Origin of the sequence: Amycolatopsis roodepoortensis (assembly GCF_014873915.1) — a bacterium.
Classification (GTDB): domain Bacteria; phylum Actinomycetota; class Actinomycetes; order Mycobacteriales; family Pseudonocardiaceae; genus Amycolatopsis; species Amycolatopsis roodepoortensis.
Genome location: NZ_JADBEJ010000004.1, coordinates 1,072,402 through 1,092,544, shown reverse-complemented (window position 1 = coordinate 1,092,544; position 20,143 = coordinate 1,072,402). Strand labels below are relative to the sequence as shown.

Below are 20,143 nucleotides of genomic sequence, written 5' to 3'. Positions count from 1 at the left end.
TCGTCCGTGACCGACGAACTGCTGCTGGAGGTGGAAGACCTCCATGTCGAATTCCGCACGTCCGACGGCGTCGCGACCGTGCTCAACGGCGTCGACTACTCCGTGCACGCGGGGGAAACCCTTGCCGTGCTAGGAGAATCAGGCTCGGGTAAGAGCGTGACCGCGCAGACGGTGATGGGCATCCTCGACAGCCCGCCCGCCGTCGTCACCGGCGGCTCGGTCCGTTATCGCGGCGAGGATCTGCTCACCGCCACCGAAGAGCGGCGGCGTGAGGTGCGGGGCGGGGAGATCGCGATGATCTTCCAGGACGCGCTCTCGGCGCTGAATCCCGTGTTCACCGTGGGATTCCAGATCGAGGAACAGCTGCGGGTCCGGCTCGGGATGTCCAAAAAGGACGCGCGGAAACGGGCGATCGAACTGCTCGACATCGTGCGCATCCCCGCCGCCGCCCGCCGGGTCCGCGAGTACCCGCACCAGTTCTCCGGCGGGATGCGGCAGCGCGCGATGATCGCCATGTCGCTCGCGCTCGACCCGGATCTGCTGATCGCGGACGAGCCGACGACCGCGCTCGACGTCACCGTGCAGGCCCAGATCATGGACCTGCTGGCGGAGATCCAGGCCGAACGGCGGATGGGGCTGATCCTGATCACCCACGACCTGGCGGTGGTCGCCGAGGTCGCCGACCGGATCGCCGTGATGTACGCGGGCCGGATCGTCGAACAGGCCGACGTCACCGAGCTGTTCCGTTCGCCGGGGCATCCCTACACCGAGGCGCTGATGGCCTCGCTGCCGCGGCTCGACCTCAAAGGACAGACGCTGGAGACCATCAAGGGCCTGCCACCGAGCCTGCTGAACATCCCGTCCGGCTGCCCGTTCCATCCGCGTTGCCCGCGGGCGGAAAGCCGCTGCGAGACCGAACGGCCCGCCCTGCACAACCTCGGCTTCGGCCGGGTCAGCGCCTGCCACTTCGCCGACGAGGTGGTGAGCGATCGTGTCTGAGCCCATTCTGCGCGTCGAAAACCTGGTGAAGTACTTCCCGGTGCGGGCCGGGATCCTCTTCAAACGCACCATCGGGCAGGTGAAGGCCGTCGACGGTGTCTCCTTCGATCTCATGCCGGGCGAAACGCTCGGTGTGGTGGGGGAATCCGGCTGCGGCAAGTCCACTTTGGCCCAGGTGCTGATGCGGCTGGAAGAGCCCACCGGCGGGCTCGCGACCTTCGAGGGGCGCGACATCTTCGCGTTGCGGGGAGCCGAACTGAGGAGGCTGCGGCGCGAGATCCAGATCGTGCTGCAGGATCCGTACACCTCGTTGAACCCCAGGATGACGGTCGGCGACATCATCGGCGAACCCTTCGAAATCCACACCGAGGTGGCACGGAAGGGATCGCGGGCGGCGAAGGTGCGGGAGCTGCTCGACGTCGTCGGGCTGAATCCCGAGCACATCAACCGCTATCCGCACCAGTTCTCCGGCGGGCAGCGTCAGCGCATCGGCATCGCGCGGGCGCTGGCGTTGCGGCCGAAGGTGATCATCTGCGACGAGCCGGTTTCCGCGCTCGACGTTTCGATCCAGGCGCAGGTGATGAACCTGCTCGGTGATCTGCAGAAGGAATTCGGCCTTTCCTATGTGTTCATCGCACACGATCTGTCGGTTGTCCGTCACCTTTCCACGCGCGTGGCGGTGATGTACCTCGGCAAGATCGTGGAAATGGGGACCGAAGAGGAGATCTACGAACATCCGTCGCATCCCTACACGCAGGCGCTGCTGTCCGCGGTGCCGGTCGCGGATCCGGCGTTGCGCGGGCAGCGGCAGGTGATCCGCCTGGAAGGCGACGTGCCGAGCCCGCTGGATCCGCCGTCCGGCTGCCGGTTCCGCACCCGGTGCTGGAAGGCGCAGGACATTTGCGCCGATCAGGAACCCGAATTGATCACCCGGTCCGGCGGGCATTTGTCCGCCTGTCATTTCGCGGAGGAGAAAACCGTCGTCCCCTGACTTTCGTAGGGACTTCGTTGATACACAGGGATCGCTGACGTAGTTTTGCCCGAATGGTTTTCTTCAGGAGGCAGGAAGTGAAAAAGCCCAGATCTCTCGTGGTCGCGCTCGCGGTACCGCTGTTCGGCGCGATCGTCGCTGCTCCGGTGGCATCAGCGCAACCGGCGCTTTCCGGCGCCGCGACCGAATTCTCGGTCCTGGCCCGCGACGGCCAAAGTGTCGCTTCGGTGGAGAGGGCGGTCCGCGCCGCCGGGGGCACCGTCGTGGCGAGCAACGCCGCGGTCGGCCTGGTCACCGCGACCGCGCCCGCCAACGGTTTCACCGAGCGCGTCTCCGCGGACCGGTCGGTCTTCGGCGCCGCCAAAGCGAAGGCGATCGGCACCGCGCCGAAGCAGGGCAAGGTGAAGGACAAGCCGGGTGTCGTCGAGAAGGAGGGCCGCGGCGCGGCCTCGGCCAAGAAGCCGCTGCAGGCGAACGCCGTCGGCATGGACCCGCTCGATGATCAGCTCTGGGGACTCAAGTCCGTCCGGTCGGACCTTTCGCGTACCAAGCAGCCGGGCGACAAGCGGGTGAAGGTCGGCGTCATCGACACCGGCGTCGACGGCAGTCACCCGGACATCGCGCCGAACTTCGACCGCGCGGCGTCGCGGAACTTCACCAAGGACATCGTCGCCGACGTGAACGGCGTCGTCGTCGACGGGCCGTGTGAGTTCCGCAGCTGTGTCGACCCGGCGGACCACGACGACAACGGGCACGGCACGCACGTCGCCGGCACCATCGGCGCGGCCGCGAACGGTTTCGGTGTCTCGGGGGTCGCCCCGAACGTGACGCTGGTGAACCTCCGCGCCGGGCAGGACTCGGGCTCGTTCTTCCTGCAGCCGACTGTGGACGCGATCACCTACGCCGGCGACGCCGGTGTGGACGTCGTGAACATGAGCTTCTTCACGGATCCCTGGCTGTACAACTGCACCGCGAACCCCGCGGACTCGGCCGAGCAGCAGGCCGAGCAGCGCACCATCATCGAGGCGACGACCCGTGCGCTGAACTACGCTCACCGCAAGGGCGTCACCCAGGTCGTCTCGCTGGGCAACCAGCACAGCGACCTCGGCGCCCCGCAGCCCGACGCGTCGAGCCCCAACTACCCTTCGAACAGCACGCACCCGCGGCAGATCGACAACGCGAGCTGCCTCTCGCTGCCCGTCGAAGGCCCGCACACGATCGGTGTCTCGTCCTTCGGCCCGTCGCAGGCGAAGGCGGACTACTCGAACTACGGCGTCGAGCAGATCTCGGTGTCCGCGCCCGGCGGATACTTCCGTGACTACTTCGGCACCCCGTGGCACCGCACGAACGAGAACATGATCCTTTCGACGTACCCGCGCAACGTCGGTGTCGCGGAGGGCATGATCGACGCGGACGGGAACCTCACGCCCGACGGCGTCTCCGCCGGTATCCAGAAGGCGACCGCCGCCGACGGCCGCGTCGGCTACTACCAGTGGCTGCAGGGGACGTCGATGGCGTCGCCGCACGCTTCGGGTGTCGCCGCGCTGATCGTTTCGCAGTACGGCAAGGGTTCGCGCGACTTCGGGATGAACCCGGACGCCGTGCAGCGAGTGCTCGAGGGTACGGCTTCCGACATCGCCTGCCCGGTGCCGCGGACCGTCGACTACCTGAAGGAAGGCCGGGACGCTTCGTTCACCGCGACCTGCACCGGTGACGCTTCGTTCAACGGCTTCTACGGCCACGGTGGCGTCGACGCCTGGTCGGCTGTGACGCGCGGTTCCCAGTACCTGCGCGGCTGATCTTCACCTCTCGTGAGTGGTAAGGACGGTTCTGACCGTCCTTACCACTCACGAGTCTCCGGCTACTTCCCGGAAGCGGTCTTGATGAACTTCGCCAGGTCCTTCGCCTGCCGCACCCGCGACTCCTCGTGCACGTACATCATGTGCCCGGCCGGGTAGTACGCCGTGTCGATGTTCTCCCGCAGCTCCTCGGGAATCTGCAGGCGCGCCAGCACGTGCTCCGAAGCGAAGTACGGCGTCGCGCCGTCGTAGTGCCCGAAGGCGACGTGCACCCGGAGGTGCGGGTTCGCCCGCATGGCCGACGCCAGTGAGTCCACAGAGGACACCGAGCGACCCTCGAAGTCCGAGTACGACCAGGCCTTGAAGACGTCGGTCGACAGAACCTCGTACGGCAGGTCGTTCTCGTAGCCGAGTTCGGCCCGCACATAGTGGTTGAGCCCGCCCGTATAGGCGCCGATGATCCGCGAGATCGACGGGTCGTCGCTCATGTGCTCGCGTCCGCCGTCGGGCTCCCAGGTGGTGAACCGGCCGTCCATCCGGCCGACGACGAGACCCTTGTCCCGCAACAGCTCGGTGAAGTACCGCACGTGCTCGATCCGCAGGTTGACGCGGTCCACATAGGACTCGCTCAGGCCGGTCAGGGAAGCGAGCGTCGCCACCGCTTCGGCGCGGTCCTGTGTGGACAGACGCGCGCCGCGCGCGAGGGCCCAGGGGAGTTCCTTGGCCGCGAAGTCCTCGGCGTCGGCCAGGACGTCGTCGAGCGGGCGATCACCGTGAAGGCCGTGGTAGTGCGCGATCGCCGCGTACGTCGGCACGTAGAGCGAGTACGGCAGGTCGTTGCCCTCGGTGAACCGCAGCGTGCCCAGGTCCAGCACGGACGAGATCAACAGCAGCCCGTTCAGGTACATGCCGTGGCGTTCCTGGAGATGCGACGCCAACCCGGCCGCGCGGAGCGTTCCGTACGACTCGCCCGCGAGGAACTTCGGTGAGAGCCAGCGCTGTTTGCGCGAGACCCACAGCCGGATGACCTCGCCGATGGACTCGATGTCGGCGGTGTACCCGTGATACTCCTTGGCCGCCTCGCCGTCCACGGCGCGTGAATAGCCGGTCGACACCGGGTCGATGAACACCAGGTCGCTGTGCGCCAGCAGGGTTTCCTGGTTGTCGGTCAGCCCGTAGGGCGGCGCGACCGGGTCGTCGACGTCGCCCGAAAGCACCCGGCGCGGGCCGAGCAGCCCCATGTGCAGCCAGACGCTCGCCGAACCGGGCCCGCCGTTGAACGCGAACGTGACCGGGCGCGAGCCGGGCTCCGCGTCGTCGAGCGTGTAGGAGGTCACGAACACCTCGGCCTTGGCCTTGTAGCCCTCGGACTTGCCGTCGGTGATGACCTCCTTCCGCAGCACGATCCGCCCGGTCTGGGCGGTGTAGGCGAGCTTCTTGCGCTTGAGGGTGAGCGTGTGCTTCGTGGTGACCAGGTCGTCGGTCGGCTCGACCTTGGTTTCCACCGACGGGGTGTCCTTCTCGTCGGCGGCCTTCTCATCGGGATTGGTGTCCGGCATGCCTCCAACTTACTGGCAGTCTGTAGGGGTGGACATCGTCACGGCGCATGATCGCCCGAGCACGCCCCAGGAGGCGATCGGGATCCAGGAAACCCTGCGTGGCCTGGTCGAACTCGAAGATCGCTGTCCACAAGAGATCGTCACGGTCACCGGGCTGGACGTCGCCTACGACGAGGACAGCGGCCTCATCGCGGCCGCCGCGGTCACCCTCGAAATCGACGGATTCCGCGTCGTGGAAAAGCGATCCGTCGTTTCCCGGATCTCATTCCCGTACGAACCGGGCCTTTTCGCGTTCCGCGAGCTGCCGCCGCTGCTCGACGCCCTCCGCGCGCTCGACCATGTCCCGGACCTGCTGGTCTGCGACGGCCACGGCCTGGCGCATCCGCGCCGGTTCGGGCTCGCTTGCCACGTCGGCGTCGTGACCGGCCTGCCGTCCGTCGGCGTCGGCAAGACCCGGTTCGTCGGCGATCACGACGAGCCGGGCCTCGAACGCGGCTCGCGGGCGCCCCTGCTGGACGACGGCGAGGTCGTCGGCGCGGTCCTGCGCACCCAAGACGGGGTGAAGCCCGTTCATGTCTCCGTCGGCCACAAGATCTCGCTGGACAACGCTTGCCGCCAGGTGCTGCGGCTGTGCCCCCAGTTCCGTCAGCCGGAGACCACCCGGCAAGCCGACCGTCTCGCCCGCGACGCGCTGAAAGAGGCGTTATGAGGTTCCACTCGCTCGCCGAACTCGACGCCGAGGTCGTCGGCTGCCGCGCCTGCCCGCGGCTGGTCGCGTGGCGCGAGGAGATCGCCGTGGTCAAACGCGCGGCCTTCGCCGGTGAGACCTACTGGGCCCGGCCGGTGCCCGGCTTCGGCCCGCCGGACGCGTCGCTGGCGATCGTCGGCCTCGCCCCTTCGGCACATGGCGCGAACCGGACCGGCCGTCTGTTCACCGGCGACCCGTCCGGTGACGTCCTCTTCAAGGCGCTTCACCGGGTCGGGCTCGCGTCTCAGCCGACGTCGACCCATATCGGTGACGGCCTCGAGCTCCGCGGGACCCGGATGGTCTCCCCGGTGAGATGCGCGCCACCCGCCAACAAGCCCACACCTGAGGAACGGGAAACCTGCCGATCGTGGCTGGCGGCGGAGCTCGAGTTGCTGAAACCGACGCTGAAGGCCGTCGTGGTGCTCGGCGCGTTCGGCTGGCAGGCGCTGCTGCCGGTGCTCGCGGAGGCGGGCTGGCCGGTGCCCGCGCCACGCCCGAAGTTCGGCCACGGAGCCGAACTGGAACTCGGCGACCTGCGCCTTTTCGGCTGTTATCACGTGTCGCAGCGCAATGTCCAGACCGGCCGCCTGACCCTTGACATGGTGTGCGACGTCCTCGCCTCCGCGACCTCGGCGGCCGGCCTGAACTGAATCGTTGCGGAAACCGTGGCGACGCTGGTCACAGCCGGATGGGGTCTCCGAGCGATCTCAGCAGATGGGTGCGACTATAGAAATATGGCTGGTGTTAAGTCGGAACCGACACGGATCCTCGTCCTTGGTGGTGGGTACGTCGGGCTCTACACGGCGTACGGGCTCCAGAAGATGCTCCGGGCCAACGAAGCGTCCGTGACGGTCGTTGATCCGCAGCCGCACATGACCTATGCCCCCTTCCTGCCCGAGGCGGCGGCCGGTGCGATCGAACCGCGGCACGTGGTCGTGCCGCTGAGGCGCGTGCTCAAGCGCTGCCACGTGCTCACCGCGCGCGTGACGAAGATCGAGCATGAGCGCAAGGCCGTGACGGTCGAGGCCGCCGACGGGCACGTCGAGCAGCTGAACTACGACGTCCTCGTGGTCGCTCTCGGTGCCGTCGCGCGCATCCTGCCGATCCCGGGCCTGGTCGAGGAGGGCATCGCCTTCAAGACCATCGGCGAGGCGATCTACCTGCGCAACCACGTCATGACGAAGCTGGACGAGGCCGCCAGCACGCTCGATCCCGAGCAGCGCAAGCGCCTGCTGACGTTCACCGTCGTCGGCGGCGGGTTCGCCGGTATCGAGGCGCTCGCCGAACTCGAGGACATGACCCGGTTCGCGGTGGAGAACTACTACCCGAACCTCAAGGTCGAGGACATCCGATGGGTGCTCGTCGAGGCGGCGGGCCGGATCCTTCCCGAGGTGCGCGAGACGCTCGGTGTGTACACCGTCGAGCAGCTCGAAAAGCGCGGCATCGAAGTCTATTTGTCGACAGCTGCGAAGTCGTTCGAGAACGGCCACGTCGTGCTTTCGGACGGCACCGAATTCGACACCGACACGATCATCTGGACCGCCGGTGTGAAGGCGAACCCGGTGCTCGCCAGCTCGGACCTGCCGCTCGACAAGCGCGGCCGCGTCGAGGCCACCGCCGCGATGCAGGTCGTCGGGCACCCCGACGTCTGGACCGCCGGTGACAACGCCGCCGTGCCGGACCTCTCGCGCACCGAGCAGGACCCGACCGCGACCTGCCCGCCGAACGCGCAGCACGCCGTCCGTCAGGCGCGTCTGCTGGCGAAGAACATCATCAAGGTGATCCGCGGCGGCAAGCCGAAGGACTACTACCACAAGAACCTGGGTGCGGTGGCCAGCCTCGGCCTGCACAAGGGTGTCGCCGACGCGCTGAACCTGAAGATCAAGGGCTTCCCGGCCTGGCTCTTCCACCGCGCGTACCACCTCAAGGCGATGCCGACATGGAACCGCAAGATCCGCATCCTGTTCGACTGGATGCTCGGTGGCCTGTTCCGGCGCGAGGTCATCTCGCTCGGCCAGATCAACAACCCGCGCGAGGAATTCGACCGGCTGTCGAAGTCCTGAGTTCGTGATGCCGTGAAGGCCTCCTTCCCTGCCTTGAGCGTTGGGAAGGGGGCCTTCACGGCGTTCAAGGGGCGAAGCCGCCGGCTCGAATATCGGCGTACTGAAGCCGCGGACCAAAGGGCATCGCCTAGGCTGTCGGTGCCCCGGTAGCCCAACTGGCAGAGGCAGTCGACTTAAAATCGACACAGTGCGGGTTCGATCCCCGTCCGGGGCACAACCGGTTCCGCTCTGTGGACGTCCTGGTCCGCGCGGACCGACGCTGCCGACAATGATCCGCATGACCGGGATCGGCCTGACCGACGAAGCCACCTACGACCGCGCTCGACTCACCCAGTGGTGTGAAGGAAATGGGGTTTCCAGGCGCGGTCTGCTTCGGCTCGCGGCGGGCGGCTCACTCGCGCTGACGGCTTTCGGTGCGCTTCCCGCTGGAACGGCGTCGGCGGCGTCGCCGATCGTGAAGCCCTTGCCGCCTGAGATCTTCGAGGTCTACGGCACCAACGCGGAGACGCGCTGGGAGGCACTGAGCGGTCAGGGCGAGCTGACCCCGGTCGAACGGTTCTTCGTGCGAAACCACACCGCCACACCGTCGATCGACGCCGGCACCTGGCGGCTGAAGCTGTTCGGGACAGGGCTGCGTGGAGGACCGGTCGAGTTCAGCTACCGAGACCTGCTCGAATTGCCCGCGGAGACGATCACTTCCGCCATCGAATGCGCGGGCAACGGGCGGAGTTTCTTCACCAGCCAGCAAGGGCAGGTGGTTTCCGGCACGGCGTGGAAGCTCGGTGCGATCGGCGTCGCGCGCTGGCGTGGCGTCCGGCTTTCCACCGTGCTGGCCAAAGCGGGGCTGACGCGGCACGCGGTGGACGTCCTGCCGGAGGGACTGGACGCCGACTACGTCACCGGCGGGGTGAACCTGGGGAAGGTGCGTCGCCCTCTCCCGGTCGCGAAGGCGTTGCAGGACGTTTTGCTGGCCTACGAGATGAACGGGCGTCCGCTCCCGCCGGATCACGGTCATCCGGTGCGGCTCGTCGTGCCATCGTGGGCCGGGATCTCGTCGATCAAATGGCTGGGGCGTATCGAAGTCTCGGACACGCCACTGGTGTCGCCGTGGAACACGCAGTACTACAGGCTGCTCGGGCCGGACTATCCGGCGGAGGGGGCGCTCGTGACCCGGCAGGTGGTCAAGAGCGCGTTCGAACTGCCGTGGAACGCCGAATTCGCGGCAGGCGGTAGGTATGTGCTGCGCGGCCGGTCGTGGTCGGGAAACGGCCGGATCCGGCGCGTCGAAGTCGACACCGGTGGCGGCTGGCGGCAGGCGAAGTTCGTGGGCGCGGCGGCCGATCGAGGCTGGCGACGCTGGGAGATCCCTTGGCGCTCCGGCAATCCCGGTACCCACACCCTGCGAGCGCGGGCCACGGACATCACCGGTGCCACCCAGCCGGAGGTCACTCCGCACAACTCCCAGGGCTACCTGTTCGACGCCGTCGTCCGGCATCCGGTCCGGGTGGTGTGAGATGACGCGGTCAGTGGCGGTCAGAGGGGAACCAGCCGTCGAATTGACCCTCGAGTTACGGGTGAACACCGACCCGGAACAAGCCGCCGCGATCACCGCGCGTCTGCTTGAGTCCTTTGAGGACACTGTCGGGGTGACCCTGACCGCCAAGGCCGTCCAAGCGGGCCAGGTCGTCGAATTCGGGCCGCCGCTACGTATCGAACCCGGCTCGCGACGAGTGCTGATGCACGGCGAGGTACTGGAGTTCACCAGGCTCGAGTTCGACCTCCTGCTGTTCCTCGGCCGGAATCCGGACCGTGTCTTCGACCGGGTCACGTTGATGGAACAGGTCTGGGGTCTGTCCGGCGGCAACGGGCGGACCGTCGACGTCCATGTCCGCAAGATCCGCGGGAAGCTGGAACCCGTGCTGACGCCGATCACGACGGTGCGCGGGGTCGGCTACCGGTTCGACGGGGCGGGCCAGGTGCTCATCGCGGACTGACAGGATAGGAACCGTGACTCCGACTTACGTTTTCGTGCACGGTTCCAGCAGCGCCTCCTTCACCTGGGGCCCGCTGCAACGCGAGCTCGCGCTGCTCGGCCATCGCACCCTGGCCGTCGACCTTCCCGGACACGGCTTCGCCGCCGGTTTCCACGCCGCCTACCAGGCACCCCAGGATCTCGAAGCGCTGGCCACGGCGCCGTCGAACCAGGCGGGCGTCACGCTGGCCGAGGCAGTCGACCAGGTCGTGGATGTCGTGCGCAAGGTCGCCGAGCACGGACCGGTCATCCTGGTCGGGCACAGCCGCGGCGGGCTCGCGCTCACCGGGGTCGCGAACGCCGTCCCCGAACTGATCGACCGGATCGTCTACATCTCGGCCTGGTGCTGCGTCGACGCGACGGTGGGCGAGTACATGCAGGGACCCGAGTACGCGAGCAGCGCGCTCAACGACGTCGGCGGGGTCGTCGTCGCGAATCCCGCCGAACTCGGCGCGCTCCGGATGAACTGGCGCACCGCCGATCCCGCGCTGCTGGCCGCGTTGAAGAACGCGATGCTCGAAGACGGCACCGAGCAGGAGTTCTTCGCGTACCTCAACACCCTCGAGCCGGACGAGAGCCTCGACGCCGGAACCGAGCTCGCCGACGCCGCCACCTGGGGCCGGATCCCGCGCACCTACATCCGGCTCACGGAGGACCGGTCGATGCCGCTCGCGCTGCAGGACCGGTTCATCAAGGAGGCGGACGCGCTCACCCCGGACAACCCGACCGACGTGCGGTCGCTCGTGAGCAGCCACGTCCGGTTCCTCATCCATCCGCAGGAGGCCGCCGCCATCCTCGCCGGGCTCGCGTAGTTCGTCAAAGGGACCGTCAGGGAGCGACGAGCCCGGCTTCGTAGGCGAAGATCGTCAGCTGGACCCGGTTGGTCGCGTCGAGTTTCGCGAAGATCCGGGTGATGTGGGTCTTCACCGTCGCCTCGCTCAGGTGCAGGGCCGCGCCGATTTCGGCGTTGGTCCCGCCCCGCGCGACGGCGGTGACGATCTCCCGCTCGCGTTCGGTCAGGGTGCTCAGCCCGGTTCGCGCCCGGTGACGGCGAGGGCTCGTCCTGGTCGCGACGAAGTGCCCGATGAGTTTCCGCGTCGTCCGCGGCGAGAGCATCGCCTCGCCCGCCGCGACCACCCGGACCGCGTCGATGATCTCCTGTGGCGAACCTTCTTTCAGCAGGAATCCGCTGGCGCCGGCGCCGAGTGCGTCGAAAACGTATTCGTCGAGGTCGTAAGTAGTCAGTACGAGGACCTTGGGCGGATTGGGCAGCGCGGTGACGGCGGCCGTCGCGGTGAGGCCGTTCATCCGCCGCATCCGGATGTCCATCAGCACGACGTCGGGCGCGTGCATGGTCACCTTCGGCACGGCTTCGTCCCCGTCGCCCGCCTCCGCGACGACCTGGATGTCGCCAGTGCTGGACAGGATCATCGACAAACCGGTTCGTACGAGCGGGTCGTCGTCGACGAGCAGCACTCGCAGTGGGCGCTGGTTCACCCGGACAGGTTAGTGGTGTCCCCACGGTAACCAAGCCCGGACGGCGAATGTGCCCTCGTCGGTGGGGCCGGCGCTGGCGTTCCCGCCGATCAGCGTGACCCGCTCGCCGATCCCGGTCAGCCCCGCGCCGGCACCGGGGGGCTTGCCCGTCGCGGCGGCCGCGGGCAGCGGATTGACGACCTCGACGGTGAGCCCGTTCCCGGGACCTCCGCGCACCGAAACCTCGGCCGGCGCGCCCGGCGCGTGCTTCAGGATGTTGGTCAGCGACTCCTGGACGATCCGGTACGCGGTCGTGCCGAGCAGCGCCGGCGCGCCGCCCGCGTCGTCGAGCAAAATCGTCACGTTGACGCCCAAGCCGGCCCGTCGGGCGTTGGCGACCAGCTCGGGAATGTCCGCCAGCGTCGGCTGCGGCGGCTCCGGATGGGATCCGTGCTCGCCGTTCTCACCGAAACCCTGGCCATCGCGCAGGACACCGATGACCTGCCGCAGATCTTCGAGCGATTGGCGGGCCGTCGTGCGGACGGTTTTCGCGGCTTCCGTCGTCGCGGGCCCCTTGCTGACCTCGAGCGCGCCGGCCTGCAGCGACAGCAGGGAAAGCCGGTGCCCGAGGACGTCGTGCATCTCGCGCGCGATGCGGGTGCGTTCCGCGCGGCGGGTCATTTCGGCGCGGAGCTCCGCTTCCTTGGCCTCGCGGATCGCGATCGTGCCCTGCATCCCGCGGACGACGCCGACGGTGAGCGGTACGGCCGTCATCACGACGGCGACCGTCAGCGTCCCCATCACCTGCACCGCGGACAGCTCCTTGCCGACGATCTGCCCGGCGATGGTCACATCGGGATGGCGGTTGGCGTCGCCGAACAACGCCCACGCCGTCGCGATGTAGACCAGCACGGACCCGGTCCACAGGAGACGGTCGCGACGATGCGCGGCCAAAGCGGCGAGGGCGACCAACGCGGCCAGCGCGTCGGAGCGGAAGCAAAGCGGCGGAACCAAGGCGATGCCGAGGACGAGTTCCGGCCATTTGTGCCGCCAGCAGAGCATGACCGCCGCCGCGATCCCGGTGAGGAAACCGAGCGTGGACCACCACGTCGGGTCGAACTCTTTCGTCGCCGGAAGATAGCCCTGGGCGCTGAAGACGAAAATGCTGCTGATCACGCACGCCGCGACCGCCACCACGGTGAGCACCACACCGAGCACACGCCTTGCCATGCGCTGAGCGTACGCAAGCAGGCCAGGCCGGCCGCATCAGCGGAACCGATCCTTCGAAGCGCGCGAATTACGACTTTCGTCGTAACGGGTTCACGCGCCGAGGACGACGCGGCCGCCTCGCGATCACTGGTTGTATGCCGCCTCGTTCATCCCGTTGGAAAGGAAATCCCCCGTGACCCAGCAAACCCCCTACACGCCGGCCCCGCAAGCCCCCGCCAGCCCGATGCCGCCTCGCAACGGCATCGGCGTCACGGGCTTCGTCCTCGGCCTGGTGGGGCTGGTCTTCTCCCCGATCCCGTTCGTCGGCGTCATCGCGTGGCCGCTGGTGATCCTCGGCCTGATCTTCTCGATCATCGGGCTGATCCGCGTCAAGAACGGGAAGGCCTCCAACAAGGGCCTCTCCATCACCGGTATCGCCCTGTCCGCGCTCGGGCTCGTGGTCTGCGTGGTGTGGATCTTCGTGTTCAACGCGGCGGTCGACGAGGTCAACAACGAAATCAACCGCACCGCGAAGGTCTCCTACGAAGTCACCGGTGACGCCACGAACGTCGAGGTCATCTACGGCGAGGTCCTGAACCCCACCACCGAGACCGTTCCGGCGCTGCCGTGGAACAAGGAAGTCGAGAACAAGGGCGTCTACAAGGGCGGGACGCTCACGGTGACCACGGGCGAGACCGGTGGATCCGTCACCTGCAAGATCACCGTCGACGGCGCGGTCGTTTCGACCAAGACCGCTTCGGGCGAATTCGCCATGGCCGCCTGCACCGGAGTGTGACGGCCGGACCGTGAAAGGCCTCCTTCGCCATTCTCGGGGTGGCGAGGAGGCCTTCGCGATTCCGGCATGATGCGGACATGACCGAGCCCGTCCATCCGTTCGACCCGCCCGCCCACGAACGACACTGGATCGAAACCGTCACCGAACTGGCGAGGGACTTCGCCGCGAGTGCCGCCGAATTCGACGACACGGCCGAGCTGCCCATCGCCAACCTTCGCGCCTTGCACGCGACCGGACTCGACAGGGCGACGTTGCCCGCGGAGCTCGGCGGCGAGGACCTCAGCTATCGGAGCTACGGCGAGATCGTCCGTATTCTCAGCGCCGCCTGTTCCTCCACCGCGTGTATCTGGGTGATGCACATCGGTGCCGCGGTCGGACTGGCGCAGTTGTCCGCTCCCGACATGGGCCGCTTCTACGCCGAAGAACTCATCGACGGCAAGCGGTTCGCCAACGCACTTTCTGAACCGAGTAGCGGCAACATGTTCCTGATGCCGCAACAGATCGCGGAGCCTGCCGACGGCGGATACCGGCTCACCGGCGCCAAACGGTTCGTTTCCGGCTGCGAGGCCGCCGACCACTTCCTGGTCAACGCGCTCGTCGACGGCGTGCCCACCTTCTTCGGCGTCTCGCCGGACGACACGATGACCTTCGTGCCCATCTGGGACACGATGGGCCTGCGCGCCAGCCGAAGCCAGCTCGTCTCCTTCGAAGGGACCCTGCTGCGGGAGGACCGCAGGTGCCCGCCTTCGGCCGAGCCGCGCCCGAACCACATCGCGGCCGGCCTCGCGTTCCTGTCGTTGGGGATCGCCGACGCGGCGGAGGAAGCCCTGGTCTCGCACGCCCGGGGCCGCGTCATCCCCGCGACCGGGCAGCCGCTCGCCGAAATGCAGTGGCTCCAATTCGAAGCAGCGGACGTCCACGCCCGTCTCGAAGCCGCACGCGTGTACTCCCGGAACATGGCCTGGCTGGCGGATCGGAATTCGCCGGAGTTCATGCCAGCGACCATGACGGCGAAGGTGCTCGCGAACGACATCGCCCGCGATGTCGCCCAGTTGGCGCTGAAGACGGGCGGCGGTTCGGGCTTCCTTCGCACGTCGCCGATCCAGCGGTTGTTCCGGGACGCGCAGGCCGGTGGCTTGATGGCCTATTCGGCCGAAGTCTGCAAGGACCGGATCGGGAAGACCGTGCTCCTGCCGCAGGACTGACCTCGGATGGCCGGCCGGGTGACGTCAAGCCCGGCCGGTCCCGCCGAAGCGGGTCAGCAGCAGCCGCTGCCGCAGCAGTCGCAATCGCACCAGTCGTCGTTCCGCATGATCATCCACCTCCTCCCTCGGGGGCACAGCCGGGCGGGCACCAGGCACCGGGAACCGGATCGGCGCAGTTCTCGCCGGACATCCCGGACAGCATGGAAGTGAGTTCGGCACGCAGTTCGCCCAGCCGCGCCATCTCCGCGTCGATTTCGGCGAGATGGCGTTCCAGCATGGTTTCGGCGGGTTCGCACGGGCATACGCCGGTGTCGCGCACGCTCAGCAGGTCACCGATCTCCGTCAGCGTCAGCCCGAGCCGCTGGGTGCCGCGGATGAACCGCAGCCGGTCGATGACGCCCTCGTCGTAGCGCCGGTGGGCCCCGGTCGTCCGCGCGGGCGTGGGCAGCAGGCCGATGCGCTCGTAGTAGCGCACGGTGTCCGGCCGCACTCCGGCGCGGGAGGTCACCTCGGACATGGTCAACGCCGTCAGCGCCTTCGTCGCTTCGGTTCGCATGATGCGAGGGTAGAACCTGGACCCGGCTCCAGAATCAAGTCCGAAATCCGACGGGGCTCACGAAGAGAAGACGACGGCCAAGCGCGTCCGCATCATTCGAGAGGGTGGAAACGGCGAGAGGACGACACGGTGACTGACTTCCGGAACGTGATCAGGGACCTCACCACGGAGGGTGAACAGGTCGACGCCCTGGTGGCCGGCCTCGACGACGCGGGATGGGATCTTCCGACGCCCGCGACGGGCTGGTCGGTCAAACACCAGATCGCGCATCTCGCGTTCATCTTCAAGATCGCCGGATTGTCCGCGGCCGAGCCGCGGGCCTTCGCCGAACTCGCGAAGTCGTCGATGGCGCGCGGGTTCGACGCCGCCGTCAACGCGGCCCTCGACGACTACCTCGGCGACCCCAACGAGGTCCTGCTGAGCCGCTGGCGTGCCGAACGCGACGCCGGCATCAAGGCGCTCGCCGCGGTCCCGGCGGACCAGGTCGTCCCGTGGCTCGTCAACCCGCTGCCGCCGGCCATCCTCGCCTGCGCCGGGATGATGGAACTGTTCGCGCACGGCCAGGACGTCGCGGACGCGCTGGGTGTACGGCCGGAGCGGACGGACCGGCTCGCGTACCTCGTCGGCTTCGCCGTCCGGGTGCGGGACTTCGGTTACGAGGCGCGCGGCCTGACCCCGCCGGAGCAGGAGTTCCGGTTCGAGATCACCTCGCCGTCCGGCCAGCTGTGGACGTTCGGCCCCGAGGACTCCCCGGAGCGGATCACCGGGAGCGCCGAGGACTTCTGCCTCCTGGTCACGCGGCGCCGTCACCGCGACGACCTCGACGTCCGCGCCGAGGGCGCGCTGGCGGATCAGTGGCTGGACATCGCGCAGGCGTACCGCGGTCCCGCGGGCGAGGGCCGCTCACCGGGACAGTTCGGCCGTTGAGAGTCCCGCCGCTTCCGCGGTGGATAGGGCATCTTGGAAGTCGCGATCAAGTCCGCTCGGTGCGATCGTCGACGCACAGGGGGTCTAGGAGGCGATCGTGACACGAGTGTGGCTGATCAGGCATGGGGAAAGCGAGTCCAACGCGGGACTTCCCGGTGGGGAGCCGGGGACTTCGGCGCTGACCGAACTCGGTAAGCGGCAAGCCCTCGAAATCGCGGAATCGCTGGCCGAACCGCCTCGGTTGATCGTGACGTCGCCGTTCCTGCGGGCGCGGCAGACCGCCGAGCCGACGATCGAGCGGTTCCCCGGCGCGGAGCGTGAGGAGTGGCCTGTCCAGGAGTTCACCTTTCTCGGCGAACTCCATGGACAGGTCACCACCACGGCCACCCGTAAGCCGTACACGGAGGCCTACTGGTCCCGTGCGGATCCGCACCACGCGGTGAACGGCGCGGAATCCTTCGCGGCGCTCTTCACCCGGACCCAGGAATTCCTGGCGCGGCTGGGAGAACGCGAGCCCGGGCCGATCGCGGTCTTCACGCACGGGCTCTTCATCCGCGCGGTCATGTGGTCCCTGCTGACCGGGATCACCACGCCGGACAGCGAGGCCATGCGCGGATTCCGCACGTTCGCCGACACCTACCTGGCGCCGAACGGCAACATCACCGAACTGCGGTACACGCCCGGGAAGCGAGCACCACGAGTGGTGGTCCCGCTCGCCTCCCGGTACGCGGACCGTTAGGGCTTCAGCAACAGCTGGAGCTTGTTCACCCCGGTCATGTTCGGGCTCGGGATGAACGACGGCGGGGCGGCCGGATCGGTGCGCAGATCCGGGAAGCGGTCCAGCAGGATGTTGAGCGCAGTCTTGCCTTCCAGCCTGGCGAGCGGGGCGCCGATGCAGAAATGGATCCCGCGGCCGAAGGCCAGGTGGGGGTTGTGCGCCCTCGCCGGATCGAAGATGCCGGGATCGGTGAAGGTCCGCGGATCCCGGTTCGCCGCCGCGACCCAGATAGCGACCATGCTGTCCGGCGGGATCGCCTGGCCGCCCAGTTCGACCTCGGTCGTCGTGGCGCGGGCGACGAGCGCGAACGGGCTGAGGAAACGCAGCGATTCCTCGATGGCGGCGGGCAGCAATGCCCGGTCCTCCCGGACGCGCCGGTACTCGTCCGGATGGGAATCCAGGCACAGCACCGTGTTCCCGAGCAGCATCGTGGTGGTGATGTGTCCGGCGAGCAGCAGCACGTTCGCGAAGTTGACGACTTCGTTCTGCGTGAGTTTCGCCCCGTCGACCTCGGCTTGGACGAGTTTGGTCAGCAGGTCCTCGCGCGGGTTACGCCGCCGGTCGTCGACATGCTCGGCAAGGTAGTTCACCAGGTTCTTCACCTGAGCGGCCGTTTCCTCGGCGGCCTTCTTGTCCTCCTCGGTCTGCTTGATCAGTGACCGTTGCTGGCTGTTCCGCAGCAACGTGTCGACCCATTCCTTGAACAGGTCGCGATCGCTCGCCGGGATGCCGAGCAGTTCGGCGATGACGATCACCGGCAGCGGGTAGGCCAGATGGGTCACCAGTTCCATCGAGTCCGCGCCGTCGACGGCGTCGAGGAGTTCGTTCGTCAGCGCGGCGATCCGCGGTTCGAGATCCGCGACGACCTTCGGGGTGAAGGCGTGGCTCACCAGCGTGCGCAGTTTCTTGTGGTCCGGCGGGTCCATCACGAGCAGATTGCCCTCGACGAACAGGTCCTTGTCCGGTGAGAGCTCCTCGGGGATCAGCCGGGTGGTGTCGGAGGAGAACACCTTGGGGTCACTCAGGGTCTTCAGCGCCTCGGCGTGGCCGTAGACGTTCCACATACCCGTCTCGGGGTCGAAACGGACCGGCTCGGCCGGGAATTCCCCTCGAAGCCAGAACTGGCCTTCGTGGACACCCCAGTTTTCGGCGATCGTGGTCATGGCTTGCCCCCTTCTTCGGTGGTGGAGAGCCCGGGTCAAGCGGGCTCTTCGGGGCCGTCCTTCCGGTAGATCCAGGCGCGATAGGACGAGATCAGCTCCTGGAACGCCTGGCTCACTTCGGCCGCGGTGGCGGCCACGTTCGCCGTGGACGGCGGCTCCGGCGGCTCGAGCGCCGTCCGGATGATGTGCGCGAGAGCGTCGGCCTTTTCTTCGGGTTCGAGGCCGGCGCCGTCGGTGGTGAAGCTGTCCATCAGGTAGAACCCCAGCGCCGAGGCGCGCATGGAGAAGAGCAGGTGCGGGATGTCGTCGCGCAGCAGGCCCCGGTCCGTCATCGTCTTCAGGTACCGCTCGGTCACGACCGCGTCCTGGTCCTGCAGAGGATGTTTCTTCAACCGGCCCAGCAGTTCGGTGTTGCCGGTGATGAGCGCGCCGAGCAACGGGTTCTGCTGGGTGTAGAGGAAGACCGCCCGATGGAATCGGTGCGGGATGACTTCCGCCGGGTCTTCGTCCAGCCGGGCGAGGAGGTTCTCGGCGGCCCGGAGGGATTCACGCAGGAGCAACGCGTGGAAGAGGGTTTCCTTGGTGGGCCAGTGCAGGTAGATCGTGCCCTTCCCGATGCCCGCCTGGCTCGCGATGTCCTCGATGGTCACCTTGCGATAGCCCAGCCGCGACAGCAGGACGCCGGCCGCGTCGAGGATGCGATCGGCGCGGCCGGCGGTGCGGTCCGGACGTTCTGCCACGTGCGCTCCCAGTTCCCTGACTTCGTGACCAGATTTGCTCATCTGGTCATCCGGTCAGTTCGACGGTAGCGTCAGGTGTGCCGGTCCGGCAAGGGAATCGACGAGTTCTTAACGCAGACGGTGGGCGAGCAAGAACTTCCAGATGACCGGAGTCGCGTCGATGACGGTCGGAGTGGCGGAGTCGTTGTTCGGCGCGGTGCTCGGCCAGACGTGCCCGGCGCCTTCGACCCGGTAGTGCTGCAGCGAGCAACCGAGCCAGCGCTGGACGGTGACGTCGGTTTGCGGCGAATACCGGATCGGGTGCGGGAAGCAGCCGTTCCGATTCGCCCACGCGGCGAGCCAGTCCGGCAGCGCCGGCAGCCCCTTGGCGGGATTCCCGGTGTAGGGGATCGTCGCGTCGGCCGTTCCGTGGAAATCGAGAATCGGCGCGGGACGCGACGGGTGGCATTCACCGCCTTGCGGGTAGAACGCGCCGGCGACGGGTGCGAACGCGGCGATCCGGCCCGGCATCCGGCAAGCGAGGACGCCGACGAACCCGCCGCCGTTCGACTTGCCCGTCGCGTAGATCCGGCGGGAGTCGACGCACAGTTCGCGCTGGAGCATGTTCAGCAGATCGCTGGTGAAGAGCACGTCGTCGGCGGCCGCCGAGTACGGCGCGCCGGTCCATGCCGATTCACCGTCCGTCCCGGGAAGTCCTTGCGGGTAGACGGAAATCGCGTCATAGGCCGAGAATCCGGATAGCTCCTCCTGATATTTCGACGTGCGTTTGTGGCCGTGGAACGACAACACCAGCGGGTACGACCGCGACGGCCGGTATCGAGCCGGAACGTGCACCGTGTACTCGCGGACCAAGCCGCCGGACGTCAGTGTCCGCAGCGTCGTCGTCCCGGCGGGAACCGGGGACGGACGCTGGCAACCGGTCGTCCGCACCGGATGATCGATCGCCGACGGCACTACTGACACCGCCGACGCCGCCGGGACGGCGAACAGGCTCAGTCCGGCAGCGGCGGCGGCCGCCAGCGCGAGACGACGCAGGTACTTCGTGGGACCAGGCACGCGATCCTCCTTGATCGGGCGGCAGGGCGGTGATCAGGGTCACTCC

Annotated in this window: 20 protein-coding genes and 1 tRNA gene; 14 read left to right on the top strand and 7 right to left on the bottom strand. The window is 67.8% G+C overall.

All coding sequences use genetic code 11. The features are described 5' to 3' along the window. Nucleotides 1–6 precede the first annotated feature (6 nt). The 3 genes from H4W30_RS15835 to H4W30_RS15825 are packed head-to-tail and all read left to right on the top strand — an operon-like array spanning nt 7 to nt 3,789. Nucleotides 7–999: an ABC transporter ATP-binding protein gene (locus H4W30_RS15835; protein ID WP_192743502.1), complete on the top strand. Its 993-nt coding sequence runs from the start codon at nt 7–9 to the stop codon at nt 997–999. Then, nucleotides 992–1,990, top strand: coding sequence for an ABC transporter ATP-binding protein (locus tag H4W30_RS15830; protein ID WP_192743501.1), 999 nt, complete (start codon nt 992–994; stop codon nt 1,988–1,990). Before H4W30_RS15835 ends, H4W30_RS15830 begins: the two co-directional genes overlap by 8 nt. Nucleotides 1,991–2,043: 53 nt before the next feature. Next, nucleotides 2,044–3,789: a S8 family serine peptidase gene (locus tag H4W30_RS15825; RefSeq protein ID WP_192743500.1), complete on the top strand. Its 1,746-nt coding sequence runs from the start codon at nt 2,044–2,046 to the stop codon at nt 3,787–3,789. A 62-nt stretch (nt 3,790–3,851) separates the two neighbouring features. Here H4W30_RS15825 and H4W30_RS15820 read toward each other — a convergent pair whose 3' ends face one another. Then, entirely contained in the window at nt 3,852–5,348 is a 1,497-nt protein-coding gene (locus H4W30_RS15820; RefSeq protein ID WP_192743499.1) for a S10 family peptidase, read from the bottom strand. Between the two features lie 28 nt (nt 5,349–5,376). On the opposite strand from H4W30_RS15820, the gene H4W30_RS15815 reads away from it, so the two are divergent. The 7 genes from H4W30_RS15815 (at nt 5,377) to H4W30_RS15785 (ending at nt 11,003) form a co-directional block, all read left to right on the top strand. Next, the gene (locus H4W30_RS15815) at nt 5,377–6,057 is read left to right on the top strand and encodes an endonuclease V (RefSeq protein WP_192743498.1); all 681 of its coding nucleotides are present in this window, start codon (nt 5,377–5,379) and stop codon (nt 6,055–6,057) included. Next, nucleotides 6,054–6,746: a uracil-DNA glycosylase gene (locus tag H4W30_RS15810; protein WP_192743497.1), complete on the top strand. Its 693-nt coding sequence runs from the start codon at nt 6,054–6,056 to the stop codon at nt 6,744–6,746. The genes H4W30_RS15815 and H4W30_RS15810 overlap by 4 nt, the downstream gene beginning before the upstream one ends. Nucleotides 6,747–6,830: 84 nt before the next feature. Beyond that, nucleotides 6,831–8,159 (top strand): NAD(P)/FAD-dependent oxidoreductase, encoded by a 1,329-nt coding sequence (locus H4W30_RS15805; protein WP_007028829.1) that lies wholly within the window; start codon nt 6,831–6,833, stop codon nt 8,157–8,159. Between the two features lie 140 nt (nt 8,160–8,299). Further along, nucleotides 8,300–8,373 (top strand) — tRNA-Leu (locus tag H4W30_RS15800). Nucleotides 8,374–8,436: 63 nt separating this feature from the next. Further along, nucleotides 8,437–9,672 (top strand): sulfite oxidase, encoded by a 1,236-nt coding sequence (locus tag H4W30_RS15795; protein WP_192743496.1) that lies wholly within the window; start codon nt 8,437–8,439, stop codon nt 9,670–9,672. Between the two features lies 1 nt (nt 9,673). Beyond that, on the top strand, nt 9,674–10,153 hold the full coding sequence (locus tag H4W30_RS15790) for a winged helix-turn-helix domain-containing protein (RefSeq protein WP_192743495.1): 480 nt from the start codon (nt 9,674–9,676) through the stop codon (nt 10,151–10,153). A gap of 13 nt (nt 10,154–10,166) precedes the next feature. Further along, complete coding sequence (locus tag H4W30_RS15785) at nt 10,167–11,003, top strand: alpha/beta fold hydrolase (RefSeq protein ID WP_192743494.1); 837 nt, start codon at nt 10,167–10,169, stop codon at nt 11,001–11,003. A gap of 16 nt (nt 11,004–11,019) precedes the next feature. On the opposite strand, the gene H4W30_RS15780 is transcribed toward H4W30_RS15785, so the two are convergent. Both H4W30_RS15780 and H4W30_RS15775 read right to left on the bottom strand, forming a co-directional pair. Further along, complete coding sequence (locus H4W30_RS15780) at nt 11,020–11,667, bottom strand: response regulator transcription factor (protein WP_192744119.1); 648 nt, start codon at nt 11,665–11,667, stop codon at nt 11,020–11,022. 30 nt (nt 11,668–11,697) lie between these two features. Then, on the bottom strand, nt 11,698–12,897 hold the full coding sequence (locus tag H4W30_RS15775) for a sensor histidine kinase (RefSeq protein ID WP_192743493.1): 1,200 nt from the start codon (nt 12,895–12,897) through the stop codon (nt 11,698–11,700). Nucleotides 12,898–13,120: 223 nt separating this feature from the next. Here H4W30_RS15775 and H4W30_RS15770 point away from each other — a divergent pair, with 223 nt between their 5' ends. Both H4W30_RS15770 and H4W30_RS15765 read left to right on the top strand, forming a co-directional pair. Beyond that, nucleotides 13,121–13,672 (top strand): DUF4190 domain-containing protein, encoded by a 552-nt coding sequence (locus H4W30_RS15770; protein ID WP_192744118.1) that lies wholly within the window; start codon nt 13,121–13,123, stop codon nt 13,670–13,672. 77 nt (nt 13,673–13,749) lie between these two features. Beyond that, on the top strand, nt 13,750–14,877 hold the full coding sequence (locus H4W30_RS15765) for an acyl-CoA dehydrogenase family protein (protein WP_192743492.1): 1,128 nt from the start codon (nt 13,750–13,752) through the stop codon (nt 14,875–14,877). A gap of 109 nt (nt 14,878–14,986) precedes the next feature. On the opposite strand, the gene H4W30_RS15760 is transcribed toward H4W30_RS15765, so the two are convergent. Further along, a complete protein-coding gene (locus H4W30_RS15760; protein ID WP_192743491.1) occupies nt 14,987–15,433 on the bottom strand; it encodes a heavy metal-responsive transcriptional regulator in 447 nt (148 codons plus the stop codon). Between the two features lie 129 nt (nt 15,434–15,562). Here H4W30_RS15760 and H4W30_RS15755 point away from each other — a divergent pair, with 129 nt between their 5' ends. Both H4W30_RS15755 and H4W30_RS15750 read left to right on the top strand, forming a co-directional pair. Further along, complete coding sequence (locus H4W30_RS15755) at nt 15,563–16,360, top strand: TIGR03084 family metal-binding protein (RefSeq protein WP_126736495.1); 798 nt, start codon at nt 15,563–15,565, stop codon at nt 16,358–16,360. A gap of 97 nt (nt 16,361–16,457) precedes the next feature. Beyond that, on the top strand, nt 16,458–17,099 hold the full coding sequence (locus H4W30_RS15750; protein WP_192743490.1) for a histidine phosphatase family protein: 642 nt from the start codon (nt 16,458–16,460) through the stop codon (nt 17,097–17,099). On the opposite strand, the gene H4W30_RS15745 is transcribed toward H4W30_RS15750, so the two are convergent. The 3 genes from H4W30_RS15745 to H4W30_RS15735 form a co-directional block, all read right to left on the bottom strand. After that, a complete protein-coding gene (locus H4W30_RS15745) occupies nt 17,096–18,301 on the bottom strand; it encodes a cytochrome P450 (RefSeq protein WP_192743489.1) in 1,206 nt (401 codons plus the stop codon). The two genes, H4W30_RS15750 and H4W30_RS15745, sit on opposite strands and share 4 nt — an antisense overlap. A gap of 35 nt (nt 18,302–18,336) precedes the next feature. Next, the gene (locus H4W30_RS15740) at nt 18,337–19,041 is read right to left on the bottom strand and encodes a TetR/AcrR family transcriptional regulator (RefSeq protein WP_192743488.1); all 705 of its coding nucleotides are present in this window, start codon (nt 19,039–19,041) and stop codon (nt 18,337–18,339) included. 108 nt (nt 19,042–19,149) lie between these two features. After that, a complete protein-coding gene (locus tag H4W30_RS15735; protein ID WP_192743487.1) occupies nt 19,150–20,097 on the bottom strand; it encodes an alpha/beta hydrolase family esterase in 948 nt (315 codons plus the stop codon). Between the last annotated feature and the right edge of the window lie 46 nt (nt 20,098–20,143).

Coding starts and splice junctions, on each gene's coding strand:
- H4W30_RS15825 (WP_192743500.1), top strand. CDS start 2,044: ATGGTTTTCTTCAGGAGGCAGGAAGTGAAAAAGCCCAGATCTCTCGTG.
- H4W30_RS15820 (WP_192743499.1), bottom strand. CDS start 5,348: ATGCCGGACACCAATCCCGATGAGAAGGCCGCCGACGAGAAGGACACC.
- H4W30_RS15810 (WP_192743497.1), top strand. CDS start 6,054: ATGAGGTTCCACTCGCTCGCCGAACTCGACGCCGAGGTCGTCGGCTGC.
- H4W30_RS15805 (WP_007028829.1), top strand. CDS start 6,831: ATGGCTGGTGTTAAGTCGGAACCGACACGGATCCTCGTCCTTGGTGGT.
- H4W30_RS15795 (WP_192743496.1), top strand. CDS start 8,437: ATGACCGGGATCGGCCTGACCGACGAAGCCACCTACGACCGCGCTCGA.
- H4W30_RS15790 (WP_192743495.1), top strand. CDS start 9,674: ATGACGCGGTCAGTGGCGGTCAGAGGGGAACCAGCCGTCGAATTGACC.
- H4W30_RS15775 (WP_192743493.1), bottom strand. CDS start 12,897: ATGGCAAGGCGTGTGCTCGGTGTGGTGCTCACCGTGGTGGCGGTCGCG.
- H4W30_RS15770 (WP_192744118.1), top strand. CDS start 13,121: ATGCCGCCTCGCAACGGCATCGGCGTCACGGGCTTCGTCCTCGGCCTG.
- H4W30_RS15765 (WP_192743492.1), top strand. CDS start 13,750: ATGACCGAGCCCGTCCATCCGTTCGACCCGCCCGCCCACGAACGACAC.
- H4W30_RS15760 (WP_192743491.1), bottom strand. CDS start 15,433: ATGCGAACCGAAGCGACGAAGGCGCTGACGGCGTTGACCATGTCCGAG.
- H4W30_RS15745 (WP_192743489.1), bottom strand. CDS start 18,301: ATGACCACGATCGCCGAAAACTGGGGTGTCCACGAAGGCCAGTTCTGG.